Genomic DNA, 17244 nt, shown 5'->3' with positions numbered 1-17244 from the left:
TTGCTAAGGTTAATCACTACTCAACAGGTGGCATGAACAGCACCTCGCGGCCTCGTCCCAATTCATCCCCAGGGATAGGCAGTACCTTGATGCCGGCTTTGTCGTATTTTTCATTGGTGTAGGTGTTGCCCTCATAGCCAATCACGACGCCCGGTTTGACGGTCAATACGTTGTTGGCGTCGTTCCACTGCTCACGCTCAGCGTTGAAATTATCGCCGCCCGTGGTGATGAGGTTGAGCTGGCCAACGCCGAGCGCTCTTTCAATCGCCGAGACAAAGTAACCTTCCTCTTTGACACGCACCGCGCCAGACTCGTCACCCGTCAAGCTCCAACATTTGACGTCTTTGCGCACCACTTCTGGGTAGACGGAGAAGGTGTCTTCGCGCATGTGGGTCATCACGGTGTCCAAATGCATGCAAGAACGATGTTTAGGCAGCTCCATCGCAATCACTTGTTTGGCTTGGCCGTGTTTAAATAGGCCAGCGGCGAGGTGTTCCACCCCTTGCGGTGTGGTGCGTTCGGACATACCAATCAAGACGCTGCCACGGCCAATGACCAATACGTCACCGCCCTCAATGGTTGAGTTGTCGTACAGCGCCTCTTCATCACCAAAGTATTTGATGAAGTCTTGCCCTGCGAAGGTTGGGTGCCAGCGGTAAATGGCGCGCACGTGGTTGGTTTCACGTTGGCGGGCCGGCTTCGCCATCGGGTTGATGGAGACGCCACCGTAGACCCAGCAGGAGGTATCACGGGTAAAGAGGTGATTTGGCAGCGGCTCGATAATAAAATCGGTCGGTGCATGCAGCGCTTGCATCATCGAGGAAGAGCGCATAGGCATTTCCGCGTAGGAGAGGCCACCGGTGAGGATCTTGGCCAATTCAAGATTGGGCAAGTCGCCCAGATAGCAGCGCACGTCGTTGGCAAAGGTTCGGCCTAAGCGGTAGTCAGATACCTGACGATTGAGTAGCCACTCCTTGGCTTCTGGTACTGCCAGCGTCTCTGCCAGCAGGTCGGTCAATAGCAGCACTTCCACCCCTTGATCGCGCAGCGTCTGGGTAAACACATCGTGTTCATCACCGGCACGTTCGACCGCTAACACGTCGTCAAACAGTAGCTCGTGGCAGTTCGAGGGGGTTAAGTGGGTGAGAGCACGACGCGGGCGGTGAACCAACACGCGACGTAATTGACCGATTTCAGAACCTACGTATAACTTACTCATAATCGTATCTCTCTATTTATTTTTTTATTTAATGTATCTGTGACAAATTAAATAAGGGTGTAGGGATTATTTGAGAGTGAATTTAATTATTCACTTTGTTGTTCTGATATTCATATTACGCCCTAGAGAGGAGGATTCTCTGCGCTCAGTCACACTTCATTTTTTCTTGCAGCCCTTGCTAGATCTAGGGTTTTAACAATATCCATGCAGTTGTTACCAAGCTGTGATGATGTTGGTTTTTCGCTCTGTAAGGATTTTTATTCACCGAATGACAGTAAAATAGTGCGGTAAGAGTCAATCATGGTAAAGAGAGGGAATTGTATTCATGTCGATATTTATAATGGATAGAATGAGCGTGCGGTTTTATGCGTTGTTTTTATTTATATAGTGACTTTGTTTCGCTTTTGACGGCATTTGTTAATAAACGAATGTGTTAATTTGTCTAGGCGATCACGCTTGTTTTTGTGTTTATTCACAAAAGTGTGGGTTTTATTTTTGGATAAGAAAAAGTAACCCAGTCTATAAAACAGGATTATCCAAATGGAATAAAAATTGAAACGTAAAGATAAAGAAAGTGCAGATAGAGAAAGAGTAGATAAATAAAGTGCAGACAAAGAAAAAGCCACACACGTGGCTTTTCTTGATTGAGTCTTGCAAGCAGGGAGAGAGCAGGACAACCGTTTCGTTATCCTGCTTAACGGCGCTTTTGCGTGAGCAGTTACAGTAGCGCACCTAGGCTTAACGCCAACACACAGAACAGAGTCAAGATAGCGAGCAGCGGCGCGACCCATTTCACCCAGCGCACATAAGGCACGCGGGCGATCGCAAGGCCACCCATCACCACGGCTGAGGTTGGCGTGATGAGGTTCACCAGCCCTGATGCTGATTGGTATGCGGTGATAACCAAATCACGACCGACGCCGGCAAAGTCGGCCAATGGCGCCATAATCGGCATGGTGAGTACGGCAAGACCAGAGGTGGACGGCACCAAGAACGAGAGCAAAATCTCTAGGAAGAACATCACGTTAATAAAGACGACAGAGGAGAGCCCAGTCACCATCTGCTCCGCTGAGTACAAGATGGTATCGGTGATCATGCCGCGATCCATCACGACCACAATACCGCGCGCAATACCGATGATGAGAGCAACGCCAAGTAGGTCGCGGGCGCCATCAATAAAGCTGGTGGTGAACTCCTCTTCGCTCATACGTGCCACGATACCGACAATGATGGTAGCGGCCAGGAACATGGCTGAAATTTCCGCCATCCACCAACCGGCAATGGAGACACCGTAAATCATGACCGCGAACGAGAGGCCAAAGATGGTCAGAATCGCTTTGCGTGTAGTGGTGAACTCAAGGCCTTGCTCGGATTGGTTGCCCAAGAAGTGCGCTTTGTTCTCTTCATACTTATCAAACACAATCGATTTGGATTGGTCTTGGCGCACCATGCGTGCATAGCGCATCACATAGGCGACACAGATTGCCCAGCCAATCACCAACATGATGGCGCGTAGCATGATGCCATCGGTGAACGGAATGCCAGAGGCGTTGGCGGCAATCACAGTGGCGAACGGGTTGATGGTTGAACCCAAACAGCCAATCCCGGCGCCGAGCAACACGGTCGCGGCGGCGACCACAGGGTCAAAACGTGCGGCCATCATCACGGGCACAAGTAAGGTATAGAAAGGCAAGGACTCTTCCGCCATCCCATACACAGTGCCGCCCGCGGCAAACAGTGCCATCAAGATGGGGATCATCATCTCTTCGCGTCCTTCAAGGCGGTGAGTGACGCGCTCTATCCCAGCATCAATCGCGCCGGTTTTTGTCACTAGGCCCAAGAAACCGCCGATGACGAGGATAAACAGCGACACATCAATCGCTGCCGCTTCGTAGCTGTTGTGGTCGTAAAAGCCATCAATCGGCGCAAGCAAGACATCAATCACCCCTTGTGGATTGCCTTCCACAGGCTGATAAGTGCCCGTCACGGGCACTTCACGGCCAAGGTCTTCATTCATGGCGCGGTCATATTGGCCAGCGGGGATAATCCATGTCAACATGGCCACAAGGGCAATTAGGACAAATAAAATGGTGTAGGCGGAAGGGAATTTAAAGTTGGCAAAAAAGCCGCGTTTTTTCTCTTCGCTGTTTTTATGTTCTCTAGGGACAGTTTGAGTGGTCATGATGATCTCCTTACTTGTATTGCAAAGGGTGAATACAAGTGAATCTGTGACAATAGATAGCGTTAATATTGATAGGCATGATCGAATTTAGAACTAGTGTAAATTTCGTCTCAAAGATTAACCTTGGAGCGGGTCACAAATTACTGCCCTATATTCTTTGCCAAAATTTGCATGGAAAAATCGCTAGGGTATTCAAGTGAAATAGTTGGATTTCTATGCTGGTTTTTGGTTTTTTTTAGAAAGAGTGAATGGATTTAATAGCGGCATAAATAAACGCTGGGAATTTTATTCAATCGATTTGGTTAACGAGAAGGTTTTATTAATTAACGCTATTTTGATGTCAATCAAAAACCGTCTGTGATCTGTGATTTTTTATTCAGTGCAAAATAAAAGGGAGCACTCGGCTCCCTTTGTATCGAATTATTTTTATGACGTCTTATTGAGACTAGATCAGCAGACCGCCAAAGGTAAAGCCAAGTGCCACCGCCGAGGCAATGGTCACCACACCAGGAATAAAGAACGGGTGGTTAAACACGTATTGGCCGATGCGCGTTGAGCCAGTGTCGTCCATCTCAACCGCGGCCAACAGCGTTGGGTAGGTCGGTAGTACAAACAGGGCACTGACGGCAGCAAAGGACGCAACGGCAGTCAGCGGCGCGACACCAATCGCTAGCGCGGCAGGCATAAGCGCCACTGTGGTCGCGCCTTGTGAGTAAAGGAGCATAGAGGCAAAAAACAGCACCATCGCCAACATCCAAGGGTGATCAGACAAGAGATCGCCTGCCAGCTCTTTGATTTCTGCCACGTGCGCATTAACGAACGTTGAACCAAGCCATGCAACACCCAGCACGCAGACACACGCCGTCATACCTGAGCGGAAGGTCGCGGCTGATGGGATTTTCGCTGCATCGATTTTGGTCACCAGCACAATGGCTGCTGCTGCCGCGAGCATCACGGTCATGATGGCTTCGTTACGGCCAAGCGCAGGGTCTTTAATTAGGCCGACTGATCCTGAAATCGCCGCTGCGTAGCAGACAACAAAACCAATCGCCGCCAAGAAAATGTAGGTCGCGGTTTTCGCTGTTGGCAGGATCTCGCGTTGTGTGTCGCTGCTCAATTTGATCAACCCTTTTTCCAAACGCTCTTGGTAGATAGGATCGTCTTTAAGCTCTTTACCCATGAAGTTGGCGACAAACGCACCAATCATACAAGCAATAAAGGTGGTCGGAATGCAGACCGCCAGTAGCGTGAGGTAGTCCACGCCCATTGGCGCCAACATCGCCGCAAACGCCACGACCGCCGCTGAGATTGGCGATGCGGTAATCGCAATTTGCGAGGCTACGACAGCAATCGACAGCGGACGAGAAGGACGCACGCCTTGGCCTTTTGCCACTTCAGCAATCACAGGCAAGGTTGAGAACGCCGTATGGCCAGTCCCCGCCATCAAGGTCATTAAGAAGGTGACGATCGGTGCGTAAAAAGTGATTCGTTCAGGGTGTTTGCGCAAAAAGTTTTCCGCTACTTGAACCAGCCAGTCCATACCACCGGCCACTTGCATGGCGGCAATCGCGGTAATCACTGACATAATGATTAAGATAACGTCAACAGGAATGAACGCCTGACTGGTGGGCACGCCCAACACCAAAGACAGGGCAATCACACCCGCACCACCGGCAAGGCCGATGCCAATCCCGCCGATTCTTGCTCCCAAGTAAATGAAGAGCAGAACAACAATGAGCTCCACTGCGACCATAGCTATATCCTCGTATAATGTTTAACGTTTGATTTTGATTATCTAATGCTTCGCGCTGCTGAGAGTCGGCCAGCGGCATGAAGGTTTAGATAATCACTGCGTGTTGTTTACCTTGTGTGAGAGTAATCCATAGGAAAAGTGTGGTTACCGGATGCGTGCCTAAAAAAGGGCCCGCAGGCCCTATTTTTGCGCTTACTCGTAGCGCTTGGCTTTATACGTTGGACGCATGAAGTTTTCAACCGAAAGAATGTCATCGAGCTCTTCTGGCGTCAGCAATCCACGCTCTAGCACCACCTCACGTACGCTCTTACCGGTTTCAGCACAAATCTTACCGACGATGTCGCCTTCGTGGTGTCCGATGTATGGGTTGAGGTAAGTGACGATACCAATCGAGTTGTAGACGTAGTTTTCGCACACTTCTTTATTGACGGTAATGCCGTCGATGCATTTGTCGCGCAAGTTCACGCACGCGTTAGACAGAATCGAAATCGACTCAAACATGCTTTGGGCAATCACTGGCTCCATCACGTTAAGCTGCAATTGACCGCCTTCTGCCGCGAAAGAGATGGTGTTGTCGTTACCCAATACTTTGAAGCAGACTTGGTTAACCACTTCAGGCACCACAGGGTTGACCTTAGCAGGCATGATGGAAGAGCCCGCTTGCAGCTGTGGCAGGTTTAACTCGTTCAAACCCGCGCGAGGACCAGAAGAGAGCAAGCGCAAGTCGTTACAGATTTTAGATAGCTTCACCGCTAGGCGTTTGAGCGCGCCGTGCGTCATCACGTAGGCGCCGCAGTCTGAGGTGGCTTCAATCAAATCTTCCGCAGGGACCACATCAAGACCAGTCACTTGTGCTAAGTGTTTGACTGCCGCTGCTTGATAGCCCGGCGCCGCGTTGAGACCAGTACCGATGGCCGTTGCGCCTAGGTTCACTTCGAGCAGAAGCTTTGAGGTGTACTCAAGCGCGCGGATCTCTTCGTTGAGTGTCACCGCCCAAGCGTGGAACTCTTGACCGACCGTCATTGGCACCGCGTCTTGCAGCTGAGTGCGGCCCATCTTGAGGATATCTTTGAACTCTTGGCTCTTAAGCTCGAACGCACCTTTGAGGTATTCAATCGATTCAATCAGTTTGTGCACGCTGTTGTACACCGCAATGCGAAAACCGGTTGGGTAGGCACAGTTGGTCGACTGGCTCTTGTTGACGTGGTCATTTGGGTTGATGAAGTCATACTCGCCTTTTTCCTTGCCCATTAATTCGAGGGCGATATTGGCGATCACTTCGTTGGTGTTCATGTTGACCGACGTGCCCGCGCCACCTTGGTAGACGTCTGATGGGAATTGGTCCATGCACTTGCCGGTTTCTAGAATCAAATCACACGCTTGGATAATATAATTCGCCACATCCTTTGGAATTACACCCAGCTCTTTATTGGCCAGCGCCGCGGCTTTTTTGGTCATCACCATACCGCGGACAAAATCCGGCACGTCGGAGATGGTCATGTTGGAGATGTTGAAGTTTTCAATCGCACGTAGGGTGTGGATGCCGTAGTAAGCGTCGGCAGGGACGTGACGCTCACCCAATAAATCTTCTTCAAGACGTGTTGCAGGGGAAAGTGCCTTAGTGGCATCGGTTAGGGTAGCCATACAGGATCCTTAGAGTATTATTCTGATAATAAAGTTAAATGCTAGCCATTCTGTAGTCTAAGAATCCATTCATCAGAATTTTGGGCTATAAATCCGTCCTGACTTATGTGGCACATCATACTGCACCTAGCGCATAAAAATAGTAACTTGATCACCTTTTTTGTATTTATTTACTGAAAGTTTCATCGTGAGAGGTAAACACTTTTTTACCGCTTAAATTTGTGCCTGTGCAGGCTTTGCGCGTACACTGAGGGCAACAAAGGAGGGCGTGTGTTTCCTATCTTACTCTTACTATTTATCATCGTACCTATTATTGAAATCGGCCTGTTTATCCAAGTGGGTGGGTTTCTTGGTTTATGGCCGACCATCGGTCTGGTGCTGGTCACCGCGTTTGTCGGCGCTTCTTTAGTGCGTAGCCAAGGCGTTGCGACGTTACTGTCGGTGCAGCAACGCCTGGCACAAGGCGAGCTCCCCGCGCAGCAGATCATGGAAGGCGTGATGCTGGCGGTGGCGGGTGTCTTACTGCTCACTCCCGGTTTTTTAACCGACGCGTTAGGCATGTTGGTGTTACTGCCAGCGCCCCGTGCCATGATCGCCAAAACGCTGATGAGCAAAATGGTGATTCGATCAGTGGGTGGGCAGAGTGGCTTTGGTCATGATCCATTCTCTCATGATCCCTTTTCTCACTCTCATCAAGATCCTTCTCATCAAGACCCTTTCCATCGTGACGGCGCCTCGCCGTTTGAGTCTGACTCGACGCAGGGGAAGACGTTTGAAGGCGAATACGAACGCAAAGACGATGAGAATGACAAGCCGAAATTAAAGTAACTCCGCATAGACGAGTTGAACCTCTGGCCAGCGTTTGCTGGCCTTAATTTTGCGCTTTTCCCTTGCCTTTCTGGCATGGTGTTGCACAATACCGCCCCAGTGAAAACCAACCTGTGTGTCATCGTCACTCATGCTACTGATCATCGACAATTACGACTCGTTTACCTACAACCTCTACCAATACTTTTGTGAGTTGGGCTGCGAGGTGTTGGTGCGCCGTAATGATGAGATCACGCTTGAGGAGATTGAGGCGCTGTCGCCAAGCCATTTGGTGATTTCGCCTGGGCCATGTACGCCCAATGAAGCGGGGATTTCCCTAGCGGCCATTCGCCACTTTGCCGGTAAGCTGCCGATTCTCGGTGTCTGTTTGGGGCATCAAGCGATTGCCCAAGCCTTTGGCGCCAACGTCGTACGGGCGCGTCAAGTGATGCACGGTAAAACCTCCCCCATTATCCATACGGGTAAGAGCGTCTTTAAAGGGCTCAATAACCCCCTAACGGTGACGCGTTACCATTCGCTGGTGGTCGAGGCAAACAGCCTGCCGAGTGAGTTTGAGCTCACGGCTTGGACGACACTCGCCGATGGCAGCATGGATGAGATCATGGGCTATCAACACCGCACTCTACCGATTGACGCGGTGCAGTTTCACCCGGAATCGATCAAAACCGAGCAAGGACATCAATTGCTGGCGAATTTCCTGACGCGCATGGTTTAACGCGCATGATTGAATGCGCATAGTTTAAAACCGTCTTCAAATCGGTCAGCAAGCCGCGTGCAACGTTTGTCTCTTTCCCCTGTGCTGAAAACCGCACTCAGATCACTTTTCTTAACATTTCTTTCATAACTTGCCGTTTGCATAGCGAGTGAAAAACTATTCGCTAGCCAAGTGGCGCTCTGGGCTCACGCCTTGTTGCGTCTGGGTTAAACCCCTGCTTATCTTTGTTATAAGAATAAATTGCTTCATAAAAGGGGTGGCATCGTGCATAAATACTCAAGCTCAATAGGGTTTTGCCTCCTATGGTGCCTCTAAAAAGAATAAATCACTATTGAAATGGTTAATTAATTGTAAATACAATGCTGTGATGGCTGATATGCAAAACATTCTGTTTTCTGTCTCTGTTGGTAACGTGATAAGCGAACGTCGTGAACGACACCAATGAACGAAGAGACGTTTAATGAAGAGATATCGAGCAACAGCGATCCAGTGAGCAGTATCGAGAGGGAAAGACGATGACAACTGAAATGAACGTAGAACGCGGCCTGTTTGATGAGGTGATGGTGCCTTGTTACAACCCAATGGAGATGATCCCAGTGAAAGGCGAGGGTGCTCGCGTATGGGATCAGCAAGGTAATGAGTATATCGACTTTGCAGGGGGGATTGCCGTGAGCTGCTTGGGGCATTGTCACCCTGCGATGGTGAAGGCGCTGACCGAGCAAGGTCAAAAATTGTGGCACCTGAGCAACGTGATGACCAATGAGCCGGCGTTGCGTTTGGCGAAAAAGCTGACCCAAGTGAGCTTTGCCGAGAAAGTCTTCTTTGCTAACTCAGGCGCAGAAGCCAATGAAGCGGCGCTCAAACTGGCGCGCCGCGTGGCAGCCGACAAGTTTGGCCCTGAAAAGTCGGAAATCATTGCTTTTAAACAAGGCTTCCACGGCCGAACCTTCTTTACGGTAACGGTCGGCGGTCAAGCAGCTTACTCTGATGGCTTTGGCCCGAAACCGGGCGATGTCACGCACTTGCCTTACAACGATGTCGAAGCACTGAAAGCGCACATCTCAGATCGCACCTGCGCCATCATGATGGAGCCGCTGCAAGGCGAAGGCGGGATTATCTCACCAACGGACGAGTTTGTTGCGACTGTGCGCGAGCTGTGTGACAAGCACAATGCGCTGCTGATCTTCGATGAAGTGCAAACCGGCAACGGCCGTACTGGCAACTTTTACGCCTACCAAGGTTTGGGTGTGACGCCTGATATTTTGAGCACAGCGAAATCACTCGGTGGCGGTTTCCCGATTGGGGCAATGCTGACCACCAATGCGCTCGCGGAGCACATGAAAGTGGGCACGCACGGTTCGACTTACGGCGGTAACCCGCTAGCGTGTGCGGTTGCTGAGGCCGTGGTTGATATCGTTAGCCAACCAGACACATTGGCGGGCGTTGCTGAGCGTGAAGCCCTGTTCCGTGATGGTCTGAACAAAATCAATGCCAAGTACCACCTGTTCGACGAAATTCGCGGTAAAGGCCTACTGCTTGGCGCTGCACTGAATGAGCAGTGGCAAGGCCGCGCTCGTGATGTTCTGGTCGCCGCAGGTAAAGAAGGCCTGATGGTACTGGTTGCCGGCGCCAATGTCGTGCGCTTCACGCCATCACTGGTGATCAGCAAAGAAGAGATCGAACAAGGTCTCGCTCGTTTAGATAAAGCCATCGCAAGTTTGGTTTAGGTTTTGTGAGTGCCTAGTTTCTAGTTCCTAGTGCCTAGAGTGAGGATTTCCTTTCTCTAGGAACTCGCCTCTAGGAACTAGGCACTTAAATAGCATCAGGAGGGAGTATCGATGCTGGTTGTTCGCCCTATTTCTATTTCGGACTATGACGCGTTGCACACATGTGCGGTGGAGTCTGGTCACGGATTTACTTCTCTACCCGTCAACGAAGAGCTGTTGACGAACCGCATTACCCATTCCGAATACAGCTTCGGCAAAGCCAATGTGACCGAGCCCGGTGACGAAGGCTATTTGATGGTTGGGTTTGACAGCGAGACGGGGGAAGTGGCCGGGTGTACCGGAATCGAAGCCTCGATTGGCTGGGATGTCCCGTTTTACTCGTACCACATTAGCACCATTGTTCACTCATCCCCCAAACTGGGCGTGAATAACGTGGTGAAACTGCTCACGTTTGGCAACAACTACACCGGATGCAGTGAGATTTGTACGCTATTCCTCAGACCCAGTTTCCGTGGCGGGCTCAATGGTCGTTTGATGTCGAAGTGTCGTTTTTTGATGATGGCCGAGCATCCGCATCGCTTCTCGACAACGGTGTTTGCCGAGATGCGCGGTGTCTCTGATGAGAACGGCAACTCGCCATTTTGGCAATGGCTACAAGAGCACTTCTTCTCGATTGATTTCACTATGGCGGATTATCTTACCGGGATCGGTAAAAAAGGTTTCATTGCCGATTTGATGCCTAAGCTGCCGATTTACATCAACTTGCTCAGTAAAGAGGCACAAGCGGTGATCGGCCAAGTGCACGAGAACACCAAGCCGGCGCTGCGCCTTCTAGAGAAAGAGGGTTTCACCTGTCGTAACTACGTCGACATTTTTGACGGCGGCCCAACGGTTGAGTGTGAGGTGCGCAATATTGAGTCGGTGCGAGAATCGTTTCGAGCCAAAGTGAGCATCTCTGAACACGCCAGTTCTCAGGATTACCTGATTGCTAACACCTCATTTGAGAACTTCAGAGCCACCGCCGCCAAAGCGGCGTACGACAAAGAGTCGGGTTCGGTCATCCTAGCGCCAGAGGTGGCGAACGCGCTGCAAGTCGGCGATGGTGACTACGTGCGCATGCTGGCTCAGTAATAGTCAGCCCAGCGATAGTCAGCCCAGTACTGGCAGTAGAATTGGACAAGGAAAACAACATGACTCATTGGATTGCAGGAGAGTGGCTGGCCGGACAAGGCGAGCCGATGAATTCAACCAGCCCGTACAATGACGAGGTCATTTGGCAGGGTGACAGCGCGTCTAGCGCGCAAGTCGAAGCGGCGGTCAGCGCGGCGAGAAACGCCTTTCAGACATGGAAAAAACTCAGCTTTGCGCAGCGCGAAGCCATCGTGCTGGCGTTTGCTGAAAAAGTGAAAGAGAGCAGCGAGCAGATAGCCGAAGTGATTGCTAAAGAGACCGGCAAGCCGTTGTGGGAAACGCGCACAGAAGCCGCGGCCATGGCGGGCAAGATTGCCATCTCTATTCGCGCTTATCATGATCGCACAGGCGAAAGTACCCGTGAAGCGGCGGGTAACCAAATTGTACTGCGCCATCGCCCGTTGGGTGTGATGGCGGTGTTTGGCCCGTATAACTTCCCGTGTCATTTGCCCAATGGTCACATTGTCCCAGCGCTGCTGGCGGGCAACACCGTGGTGTTCAAGCCGTCAGAGCAAACGCCGCTGACCGGTGAGCTAGCGATGAAGCTGTGGCAACAAGCGGGATTGCCTGCGGGCGTGATCAACTTAGTCCAAGGGGGCAAAGAGACGGGCATTGCGCTAGCAGAGTCGAAAGGCATTGATGGCCTGCTGTTTACTGGTAGCGCCAATACAGGTCACCTGCTGCATCGCCAATTTGCCGGTCAGCCAGACAAGATGCTGGCACTGGAGATGGGCGGCAACAACCCTATGGTCATCAGTGAGCACTATGGTGAGCTGGACGCGACGGTCTACACCATTTTGCAATCGGCCTTTATCAGTGCCGGGCAGCGTTGCACCTGTGCGCGACGTCTCTATGTGCCTGTGGGCGACAAAGGCGATGCCTTGGTCAATCGCTTGGTTGAGGCCACACGCAAGCTGCGCGTCGATCAGCCGTTTGCAGAGCCAGCGCCTTTTATGGGCCCACAAATTTCGAAAGCTGCGGCACACTTTATCCTCAACGCACAGGCGAACTTGCAGAGCCTTGGTGGTGTGAGCTTGGTGGAAGCGAAAGCGGGCGAGGCGGCGTTTGTCACTCCGGGGATTATTGATGTCACGGCCATCGAAGCGCTGCCAGATGAAGAGTATTTTGGCCCGCTGCTGCAAGTGGTGCGTTATCAAGGTCTTGAGCGCGCCGTTGAGCTGGCCAATGACACCCGCTTTGGTCTCTCTGCTGGGCTGGTGTCCACCGATGATGATGAGTGGGCCTACTTTGTTGACCACATTCGTGCAGGGATCGTCAATCGCAACCGCCAATTAACTGGGGCAAGTGGCGATGCGCCGTTTGGCGGACCGGGCGCCTCGGGCAACCTTCGCCCAAGTGCTTACTACGCTGCGGATTATTGCGCTTACCCTATGGCGTCGATGGAAGGCGAGCACACCTTGCTGCCTGAGACGTTAAGCCCGGGTGTAGAACTGTAAGACGCACCTTGGGCTCGCTTGGAGCCCAAGGTGTTCGATTCATTGCTAGGTTTGTGATTAAGCCATTCTTTTAAAGAACCAGCTTTACGATTCAGCTTCACGATTAACATGGAGACGTTATGACGCCTGCTCAACTGTTCGATTTACTGTGGCAAGACTATATTTCCCGTCTATGTCCTCAAGCGGCCAAGGTTCATCAGCTTTTAGAAGAAGATGAGCCGCTGATCAATGACCATATTGCGCTGCGCACCTTTAACATTGCGCCGCTCGGTATCGAGACATTGGCTGCGCCATTTATTGCGCTAGGTTACCAAGCGTGCGGTGACTACCTGTTTGAGAGCAAACACTTGGTCGCCAAGCACTACGAGCACGCCGATCCGACGTTGCCAAAAGTGTTCATCAGTGAGCTGAAAGTCGAAGAGTGCTCAGCGCCGCTGCAACGCATTGTCAGCAAGCTGGTGGCACAAGTGGAGGCATCCGCACTGCAAAGCCATGAGTTTTTGTATGCGGGCCGTTTGTGGGATCTCAGCTATGAAGATTTTCAAACCCTCGCCCAAGAGAGTGAGTACGCAGCATGGCTTGCGGCGCACGGCTATGGGGCCAACCATTTCACCGTAAGCGTTAATCAGCTCAAGGCATTTGACGAGGTCGCGGCGGTGAATGAGCACCTGCGCCAAGCGGGCTTTGTCATCAATGAGTCGGGTGGCGAAGTGAAAGGCTCACCAGAGGTATTGCTTGAGCAATCGTCCACCATGGCAGACAAAGTCGAGGTGAGCTTTAGTGACGGTACGCAAGTGATCCCAGGCGGCTTCTACGAATTCGCCAAACGCTATCCGATGAGTAATGGTGAGCTCTACCCAGGGTTTGTCGCGGCGTCAGCGGATAAGATATTTGAGAGTACGAATGGGTAGGGAGTGCCTAGTTCCTAGTTGCTAGAGGGGCTGGTGAAATGGGTGATGGGAACTGGGTACTGGTAAATAAAAAGCCACCGCTGGTAGACAGGGTGGCTTTCTTAATCTTTAAAGGTTTTCTCTAGGAACTAGCCACTAGGAACTCGCCTCTAATGCCCTATCGCGTGCCGTAGACGACGATGGTTTTACCGTGGGCGGAGATCAGGTTTTGCTCTTCAAGCATCTTCAAGATACGGCCAACGGTCTCACGTGAACAGCCGACAATCTGACCGATCTCTTGACGCGTGATCTTGATTTGCATGCCGTCTGGGTGCGTCATGGCATCTGGCTGTTTCGCTAGGTTAAGTAGCGTCTGCGCGATGCGGCCTGTCACGTCTAGGAAGGCGAGGTCACCGACTTTTTGGCTCGTCACTTGTAGGCGGCTTGCCATTTGCGCAGATAGACGCATCAGGATGTCAGGGTTGACTTGGATAAGCTGACGGAATTTCTTGAATGAGATCTCTGCAACTTCACAAGGTGATTTAGCGCGAACCCAAGCGGTACGCTCTTGATCTTCTTCAAATAGACCAAGTTCACCGATAAAGTCACCTTGGTTTAGGTAAGAAAGGATCATTTCCTTACCTTCTTCGTCTTTAATCAGTACCGCCACAGAGCCTTTGACGATGTAGTAAAGCGTCTCTGCTTTCTCACCGGCGTGGATCAATGTGCTTTTTGATGGGTACTTATGAATATGACAATGTGACAGGAACCACTCTAATGTTGGATCGGTTTGAGGTTTACCTAGAACCATAATATCTCACTTCCTCTGCAGGGTACGCTTGCCGCTTTCCATTTTTGTCGCGCCAGTAAAAGGCGCGAAGCCTTGAACAAGGCTTTTTAGGATAAGAGCACTTATTCAATGCTGCAAGCCATCTTTGTTTCGGTTACAAATAGTAGCCTTTTTCAAAAGGGATTTCTTGATTTTAATCGTGTCAAGTTGGTGATTGTTTACGCAAAAATGTGCACATGATCACGGTATGACAAGTAAACGGGTCTTAGGACTGATCGCTAGCCAATTTTACCCGTCTCGATAAGCTGCTGTAGGATAGGTCTGACGATGAGCTCCATCGCAAAACTCATCTTACCCCCCGGCACGACAATAGTGTTGTGGCGCGACATGAAAGAGCCATCAATCATAGCGAGCAGGTATGGGAAGTCGACCTGTTTGATGCCGCGCAAGCGGATCACTACAAAGCTTTCATCCAAACTTGGGATGCCTTTAGCGTTAAGTGGGTTGGACGTATCGACGGTCGGCACGCGTTGGAAGTTGATGTGGGTGCGCGAAAATTGCGGGGTAATGTAGTTGAGGTAGTCATCCATCGAGCGGACAATCGAGTCCATTACCGCTTCGCGTGAGTGACCGCGATCGCGCGTGTCACGGACGAATTTTTGAATCCACTCCAAGTTCACAATCGGTACCATGCCAATCAAAAAGTCGACGTGTTGGGCGACGTTGACCTCACCATCCACCACGCCGCCATGCAGTCCTTCGTAGAACAGCATGTCAGAATTTTCCGGCAAATCTTGCCACGGCGTGAAGGTACCCGGCATTTGATTGTAGGGCACGGCTTCATCGAAGGTGTGCAAGTAGCGACGAATTTGCCCTGTGCCTTCATTGCCATACTGCTTAAAAAACTCAGACAGCGCAGGGAAGTCGTTCGCCTGCGGACCAAAGTAGCTGATGTGGCGTCCTTGCTCGCGCGCTTTGCGGATCTCGACATCCATTTCTGGGCGCGTAAAGCGGTGGAAACTGTCCCCTTCCACCCAAGCCGGTTTCACGCGCATCATGTTAAACATTTTGCGAAACGCTTCAGAGGTCGTGGTTGTGCCCGCACCGGAAGAGCCCGTTACGGCAATAATGGGGTGTTTTGCTGACATGACAAACCTTATGTGTAATACCTGTCCTTGTATGTTCGCACTATATCACCAAAACGAAGGCGAGTGTGCCCCTTGAGCAGTTTGCTACTCGTCAGTATTCTTATTTTCGCAAGTGGCATTTTAACTACGTAGTATAATGAGAAGGGAAGTACTTTATTGATATGTTAATACTCTATATACTGCATATCTTTGTGATTGATGCAGTATGATCGGGCGTGCTTATTTGTAGCTAGTTCACCATTTCATCGAAAACCAAAATTCTAATAAGCTAATAATAATTATAGGTTATGTCAGTGGGATTCAAAGAGAATCAAAGGTTCTAATTGTGGTAAATGGATGTTTAGGACGTCGGCTCTTTATAAAAGACACGTTTTCAGAGGTAACACTGCAAGTATTTTTCGGTTTAATGTGGGTGTTGTCTCTTTTCTGTCTTCCCTTTGGTGTAAAAGCGTCACCATGGCTAGAGTCCCATGACCCTTTCCTAAGAGCATCACTCAATCAACTCTCAAATATTGGCCTGATGAGCTCTCCCGTTAGTACATTTCCTCTACGTTGGCTTAGCATCGGCGATGATCTCACCAACAATCATATATCAGATGAACAAGCCTTAGTAGCAAATCGACAGTTGCGGCATGCAATGAGTAATGCGCAATATGGACGTGGTAAATTCATGTCGAAAGTGAAGTACCAGACAGGGCCGCTAGTGTCTTTAGGATATGGCGCTAATGATAGTGATAGTTGGGGAATTTACTCTAGCTATAATCATCTAGATGACCGTTTTGCGTACAGGCTTAACTTGAACTACGTAAACCAAAGGATATCCCAGCAAGATTTGCTACCCATAGAGTATGATCAAGATATTGACTTTAGCGGTTCGTATATTGCCTTTAATGTTGGTTACTCGTTAGTTGCATTGGGATACCTTGAACGTTGGTGGGGGCCGACATGGCAACATAATTTACAATTAGGCACATATGGGAATTCGACGCCTTCTTTATCAGTGTCATGGGTATCAAACAATCAGGGACTATTAGGCTATTGGCAACTGGATAGTGTGATCTCTGAAACGGATAGTGAGGCGGACTACTTATGGTCTAACCGCTTTTCAATGAAACCGTTTAATTTTGCAGAAGTGTCATTGAACTATCACGAATCCACTGACTTCGATTCCAGCGCCTCGTACCGCTCATTTGGCATTGATTTCAATGTTCCTCTTCCAAAAATGTTTGAGCTCAGTCATGCAATGTTTGCGTCCTTTCAAAAGGTTTCCTTGGGACAGGAGACCCAGTCTTTTGTTGTGGGGTGGGAAGGTCATAGACGTTTGCTTGATATTGATTGGACGTTGGTTTTAGAGAGTCAGCATGTTGACGAAGCTTACGTTAAAGTACTTCATCCCAAAGAGTATGAGTTAATCAGTGACTTGACCTCATTGAGTTGGGGAAACAGTCAATCTGTCGCTGTTTATGCTCAATTGGCCAATGATCATCGGCTAAGTATCGTTGCTCGAGATTCAGGTTCGAGCAACGGTCAAGAGAGGGTGATGAAAACCGACTACTACATCCCTTATCTGCAAGGGATGTTTAACTTGGGAGTGGGCTATCGAGACGTAGTCTCGGATACCTATTCTAACAATGAGCCTATTTTTTCATTTGGTTATGAGTATCGTTACTAACCTACCATTAGTTTGCAAGGGACCTAAA

General features: G+C 50.2%; 13 protein-coding genes. 7 read left to right on the top strand and 6 right to left on the bottom strand.

Going from position 1 to position 17244, the window contains the following annotated elements:
- Window positions 1-16 precede the first annotated feature (16 nt).
- The 4 genes from arcA to aspA all read right to left on the bottom strand — a co-directional run bounded on the left by arcA (window position 17) and on the right by aspA (window position 6798).
- Window positions 17-1219, bottom strand: coding sequence for an arginine deiminase (gene arcA / locus AC6R1O_RS06930; protein ID WP_500656729.1), 1203 nt, complete (start codon window positions 1217-1219; stop codon window positions 17-19).
- Window positions 1220-1937: 718 nt separating this feature from the next.
- A complete protein-coding gene (locus AC6R1O_RS06925; protein WP_500633610.1) occupies window positions 1938-3401 on the bottom strand; it encodes a YfcC family protein in 1464 nt (487 codons plus the stop codon).
- 445 nt (window positions 3402-3846) lie between these two features.
- On the bottom strand, window positions 3847-5154 hold the full coding sequence (locus tag AC6R1O_RS06920; RefSeq protein ID WP_500629847.1) for an anaerobic C4-dicarboxylate transporter: 1308 nt from the start codon (window positions 5152-5154) through the stop codon (window positions 3847-3849).
- Window positions 5155-5346: 192 nt separating this feature from the next.
- The gene (gene aspA, locus AC6R1O_RS06915) at window positions 5347-6798 is read right to left on the bottom strand and encodes an aspartate ammonia-lyase (protein ID WP_500629848.1); all 1452 of its coding nucleotides are present in this window, start codon (window positions 6796-6798) and stop codon (window positions 5347-5349) included.
- 270 nt (window positions 6799-7068) lie between these two features.
- Between aspA and AC6R1O_RS06910 the strand changes: the two genes are divergently transcribed.
- From AC6R1O_RS06910 to AC6R1O_RS06885, 6 genes are all read left to right on the top strand, one after another.
- Window positions 7069-7626: an FxsA family protein gene (locus tag AC6R1O_RS06910; protein WP_500633609.1), complete on the top strand. Its 558-nt coding sequence runs from the start codon at window positions 7069-7071 to the stop codon at window positions 7624-7626.
- Window positions 7627-7756: 130 nt separating this feature from the next.
- Window positions 7757-8341 (top strand): aminodeoxychorismate/anthranilate synthase component II, encoded by a 585-nt coding sequence (locus AC6R1O_RS06905; protein WP_500633624.1) that lies wholly within the window; start codon window positions 7757-7759, stop codon window positions 8339-8341.
- 515 nt (window positions 8342-8856) lie between these two features.
- Window positions 8857-10068, top strand: coding sequence for an aspartate aminotransferase family protein (locus AC6R1O_RS06900; RefSeq protein WP_500633608.1), 1212 nt, complete (start codon window positions 8857-8859; stop codon window positions 10066-10068).
- A 111-nt stretch (window positions 10069-10179) separates the two neighbouring features.
- The gene (gene astA, locus AC6R1O_RS06895; RefSeq protein ID WP_487903350.1) at window positions 10180-11199 is read left to right on the top strand and encodes an arginine N-succinyltransferase; all 1020 of its coding nucleotides are present in this window, start codon (window positions 10180-10182) and stop codon (window positions 11197-11199) included.
- Between the two features lie 59 nt (window positions 11200-11258).
- On the top strand, window positions 11259-12716 hold the full coding sequence (astD, locus tag AC6R1O_RS06890) for a succinylglutamate-semialdehyde dehydrogenase (protein WP_500629852.1): 1458 nt from the start codon (window positions 11259-11261) through the stop codon (window positions 12714-12716).
- 119 nt (window positions 12717-12835) lie between these two features.
- Window positions 12836-13627, top strand: a complete 792-nt coding sequence (locus AC6R1O_RS06885) for a DUF1338 domain-containing protein (protein WP_500633607.1) — start codon at window positions 12836-12838, stop codon at window positions 13625-13627.
- 157 nt (window positions 13628-13784) lie between these two features.
- On the opposite strand, the gene crp is transcribed toward AC6R1O_RS06885, so the two are convergent.
- On the bottom strand, window positions 13785-14417 hold the full coding sequence (gene crp / locus AC6R1O_RS06880; RefSeq protein ID WP_004410522.1) for a cAMP-activated global transcriptional regulator CRP: 633 nt from the start codon (window positions 14415-14417) through the stop codon (window positions 13785-13787).
- A gap of 257 nt (window positions 14418-14674) precedes the next feature.
- Complete coding sequence (locus AC6R1O_RS06875; RefSeq protein ID WP_500633606.1) at window positions 14675-15544, bottom strand: phosphoribulokinase; 870 nt, start codon at window positions 15542-15544, stop codon at window positions 14675-14677.
- A gap of 325 nt (window positions 15545-15869) precedes the next feature.
- On the opposite strand from AC6R1O_RS06875, the gene AC6R1O_RS06870 reads away from it, so the two are divergent.
- Complete coding sequence (locus AC6R1O_RS06870) at window positions 15870-17216, top strand: capsule assembly Wzi family protein (RefSeq protein ID WP_500633605.1); 1347 nt, start codon at window positions 15870-15872, stop codon at window positions 17214-17216.
- Window positions 17217-17244: the final 28 nt, after the last annotated feature.

Source organism: Vibrio sp. R11-SG3-ISO3-SZ (genome assembly GCF_059834345.1).
The sequence above is the reverse complement of the archived record's forward strand: the minus strand, read 5'-3'. Positions and strand labels throughout refer to the sequence as shown.

Excerpts from the sequence above, each read along its gene's own strand:
- arcA (WP_500656729.1), bottom strand. The coding sequence starts at position 1,219 with ATGAGTAAGTTATACGTAGGTTCTGAAATCGGTCAATTACGTCGCGTG.
- AC6R1O_RS06925 (WP_500633610.1), bottom strand. The coding sequence starts at position 3,401 with ATGACCACTCAAACTGTCCCTAGAGAACATAAAAACAGCGAAGAGAAA.
- AC6R1O_RS06920 (WP_500629847.1), bottom strand. The coding sequence starts at position 5,154 with ATGGTCGCAGTGGAGCTCATTGTTGTTCTGCTCTTCATTTACTTGGGA.
- aspA (WP_500629848.1), bottom strand. The coding sequence starts at position 6,798 with ATGGCTACCCTAACCGATGCCACTAAGGCACTTTCCCCTGCAACACGT.
- AC6R1O_RS06905 (WP_500633624.1), top strand. The coding sequence starts at position 7,757 with ATGCTACTGATCATCGACAATTACGACTCGTTTACCTACAACCTCTAC.
- AC6R1O_RS06900 (WP_500633608.1), top strand. The coding sequence starts at position 8,857 with ATGACAACTGAAATGAACGTAGAACGCGGCCTGTTTGATGAGGTGATG.
- astA (WP_487903350.1), top strand. The coding sequence starts at position 10,180 with ATGCTGGTTGTTCGCCCTATTTCTATTTCGGACTATGACGCGTTGCAC.
- astD (WP_500629852.1), top strand. The coding sequence starts at position 11,259 with ATGACTCATTGGATTGCAGGAGAGTGGCTGGCCGGACAAGGCGAGCCG.
- AC6R1O_RS06885 (WP_500633607.1), top strand. The coding sequence starts at position 12,836 with ATGACGCCTGCTCAACTGTTCGATTTACTGTGGCAAGACTATATTTCC.
- crp (WP_004410522.1), bottom strand. The coding sequence starts at position 14,417 with ATGGTTCTAGGTAAACCTCAAACCGATCCAACATTAGAGTGGTTCCTG.
- AC6R1O_RS06875 (WP_500633606.1), bottom strand. The coding sequence starts at position 15,544 with ATGTCAGCAAAACACCCCATTATTGCCGTAACGGGCTCTTCCGGTGCG.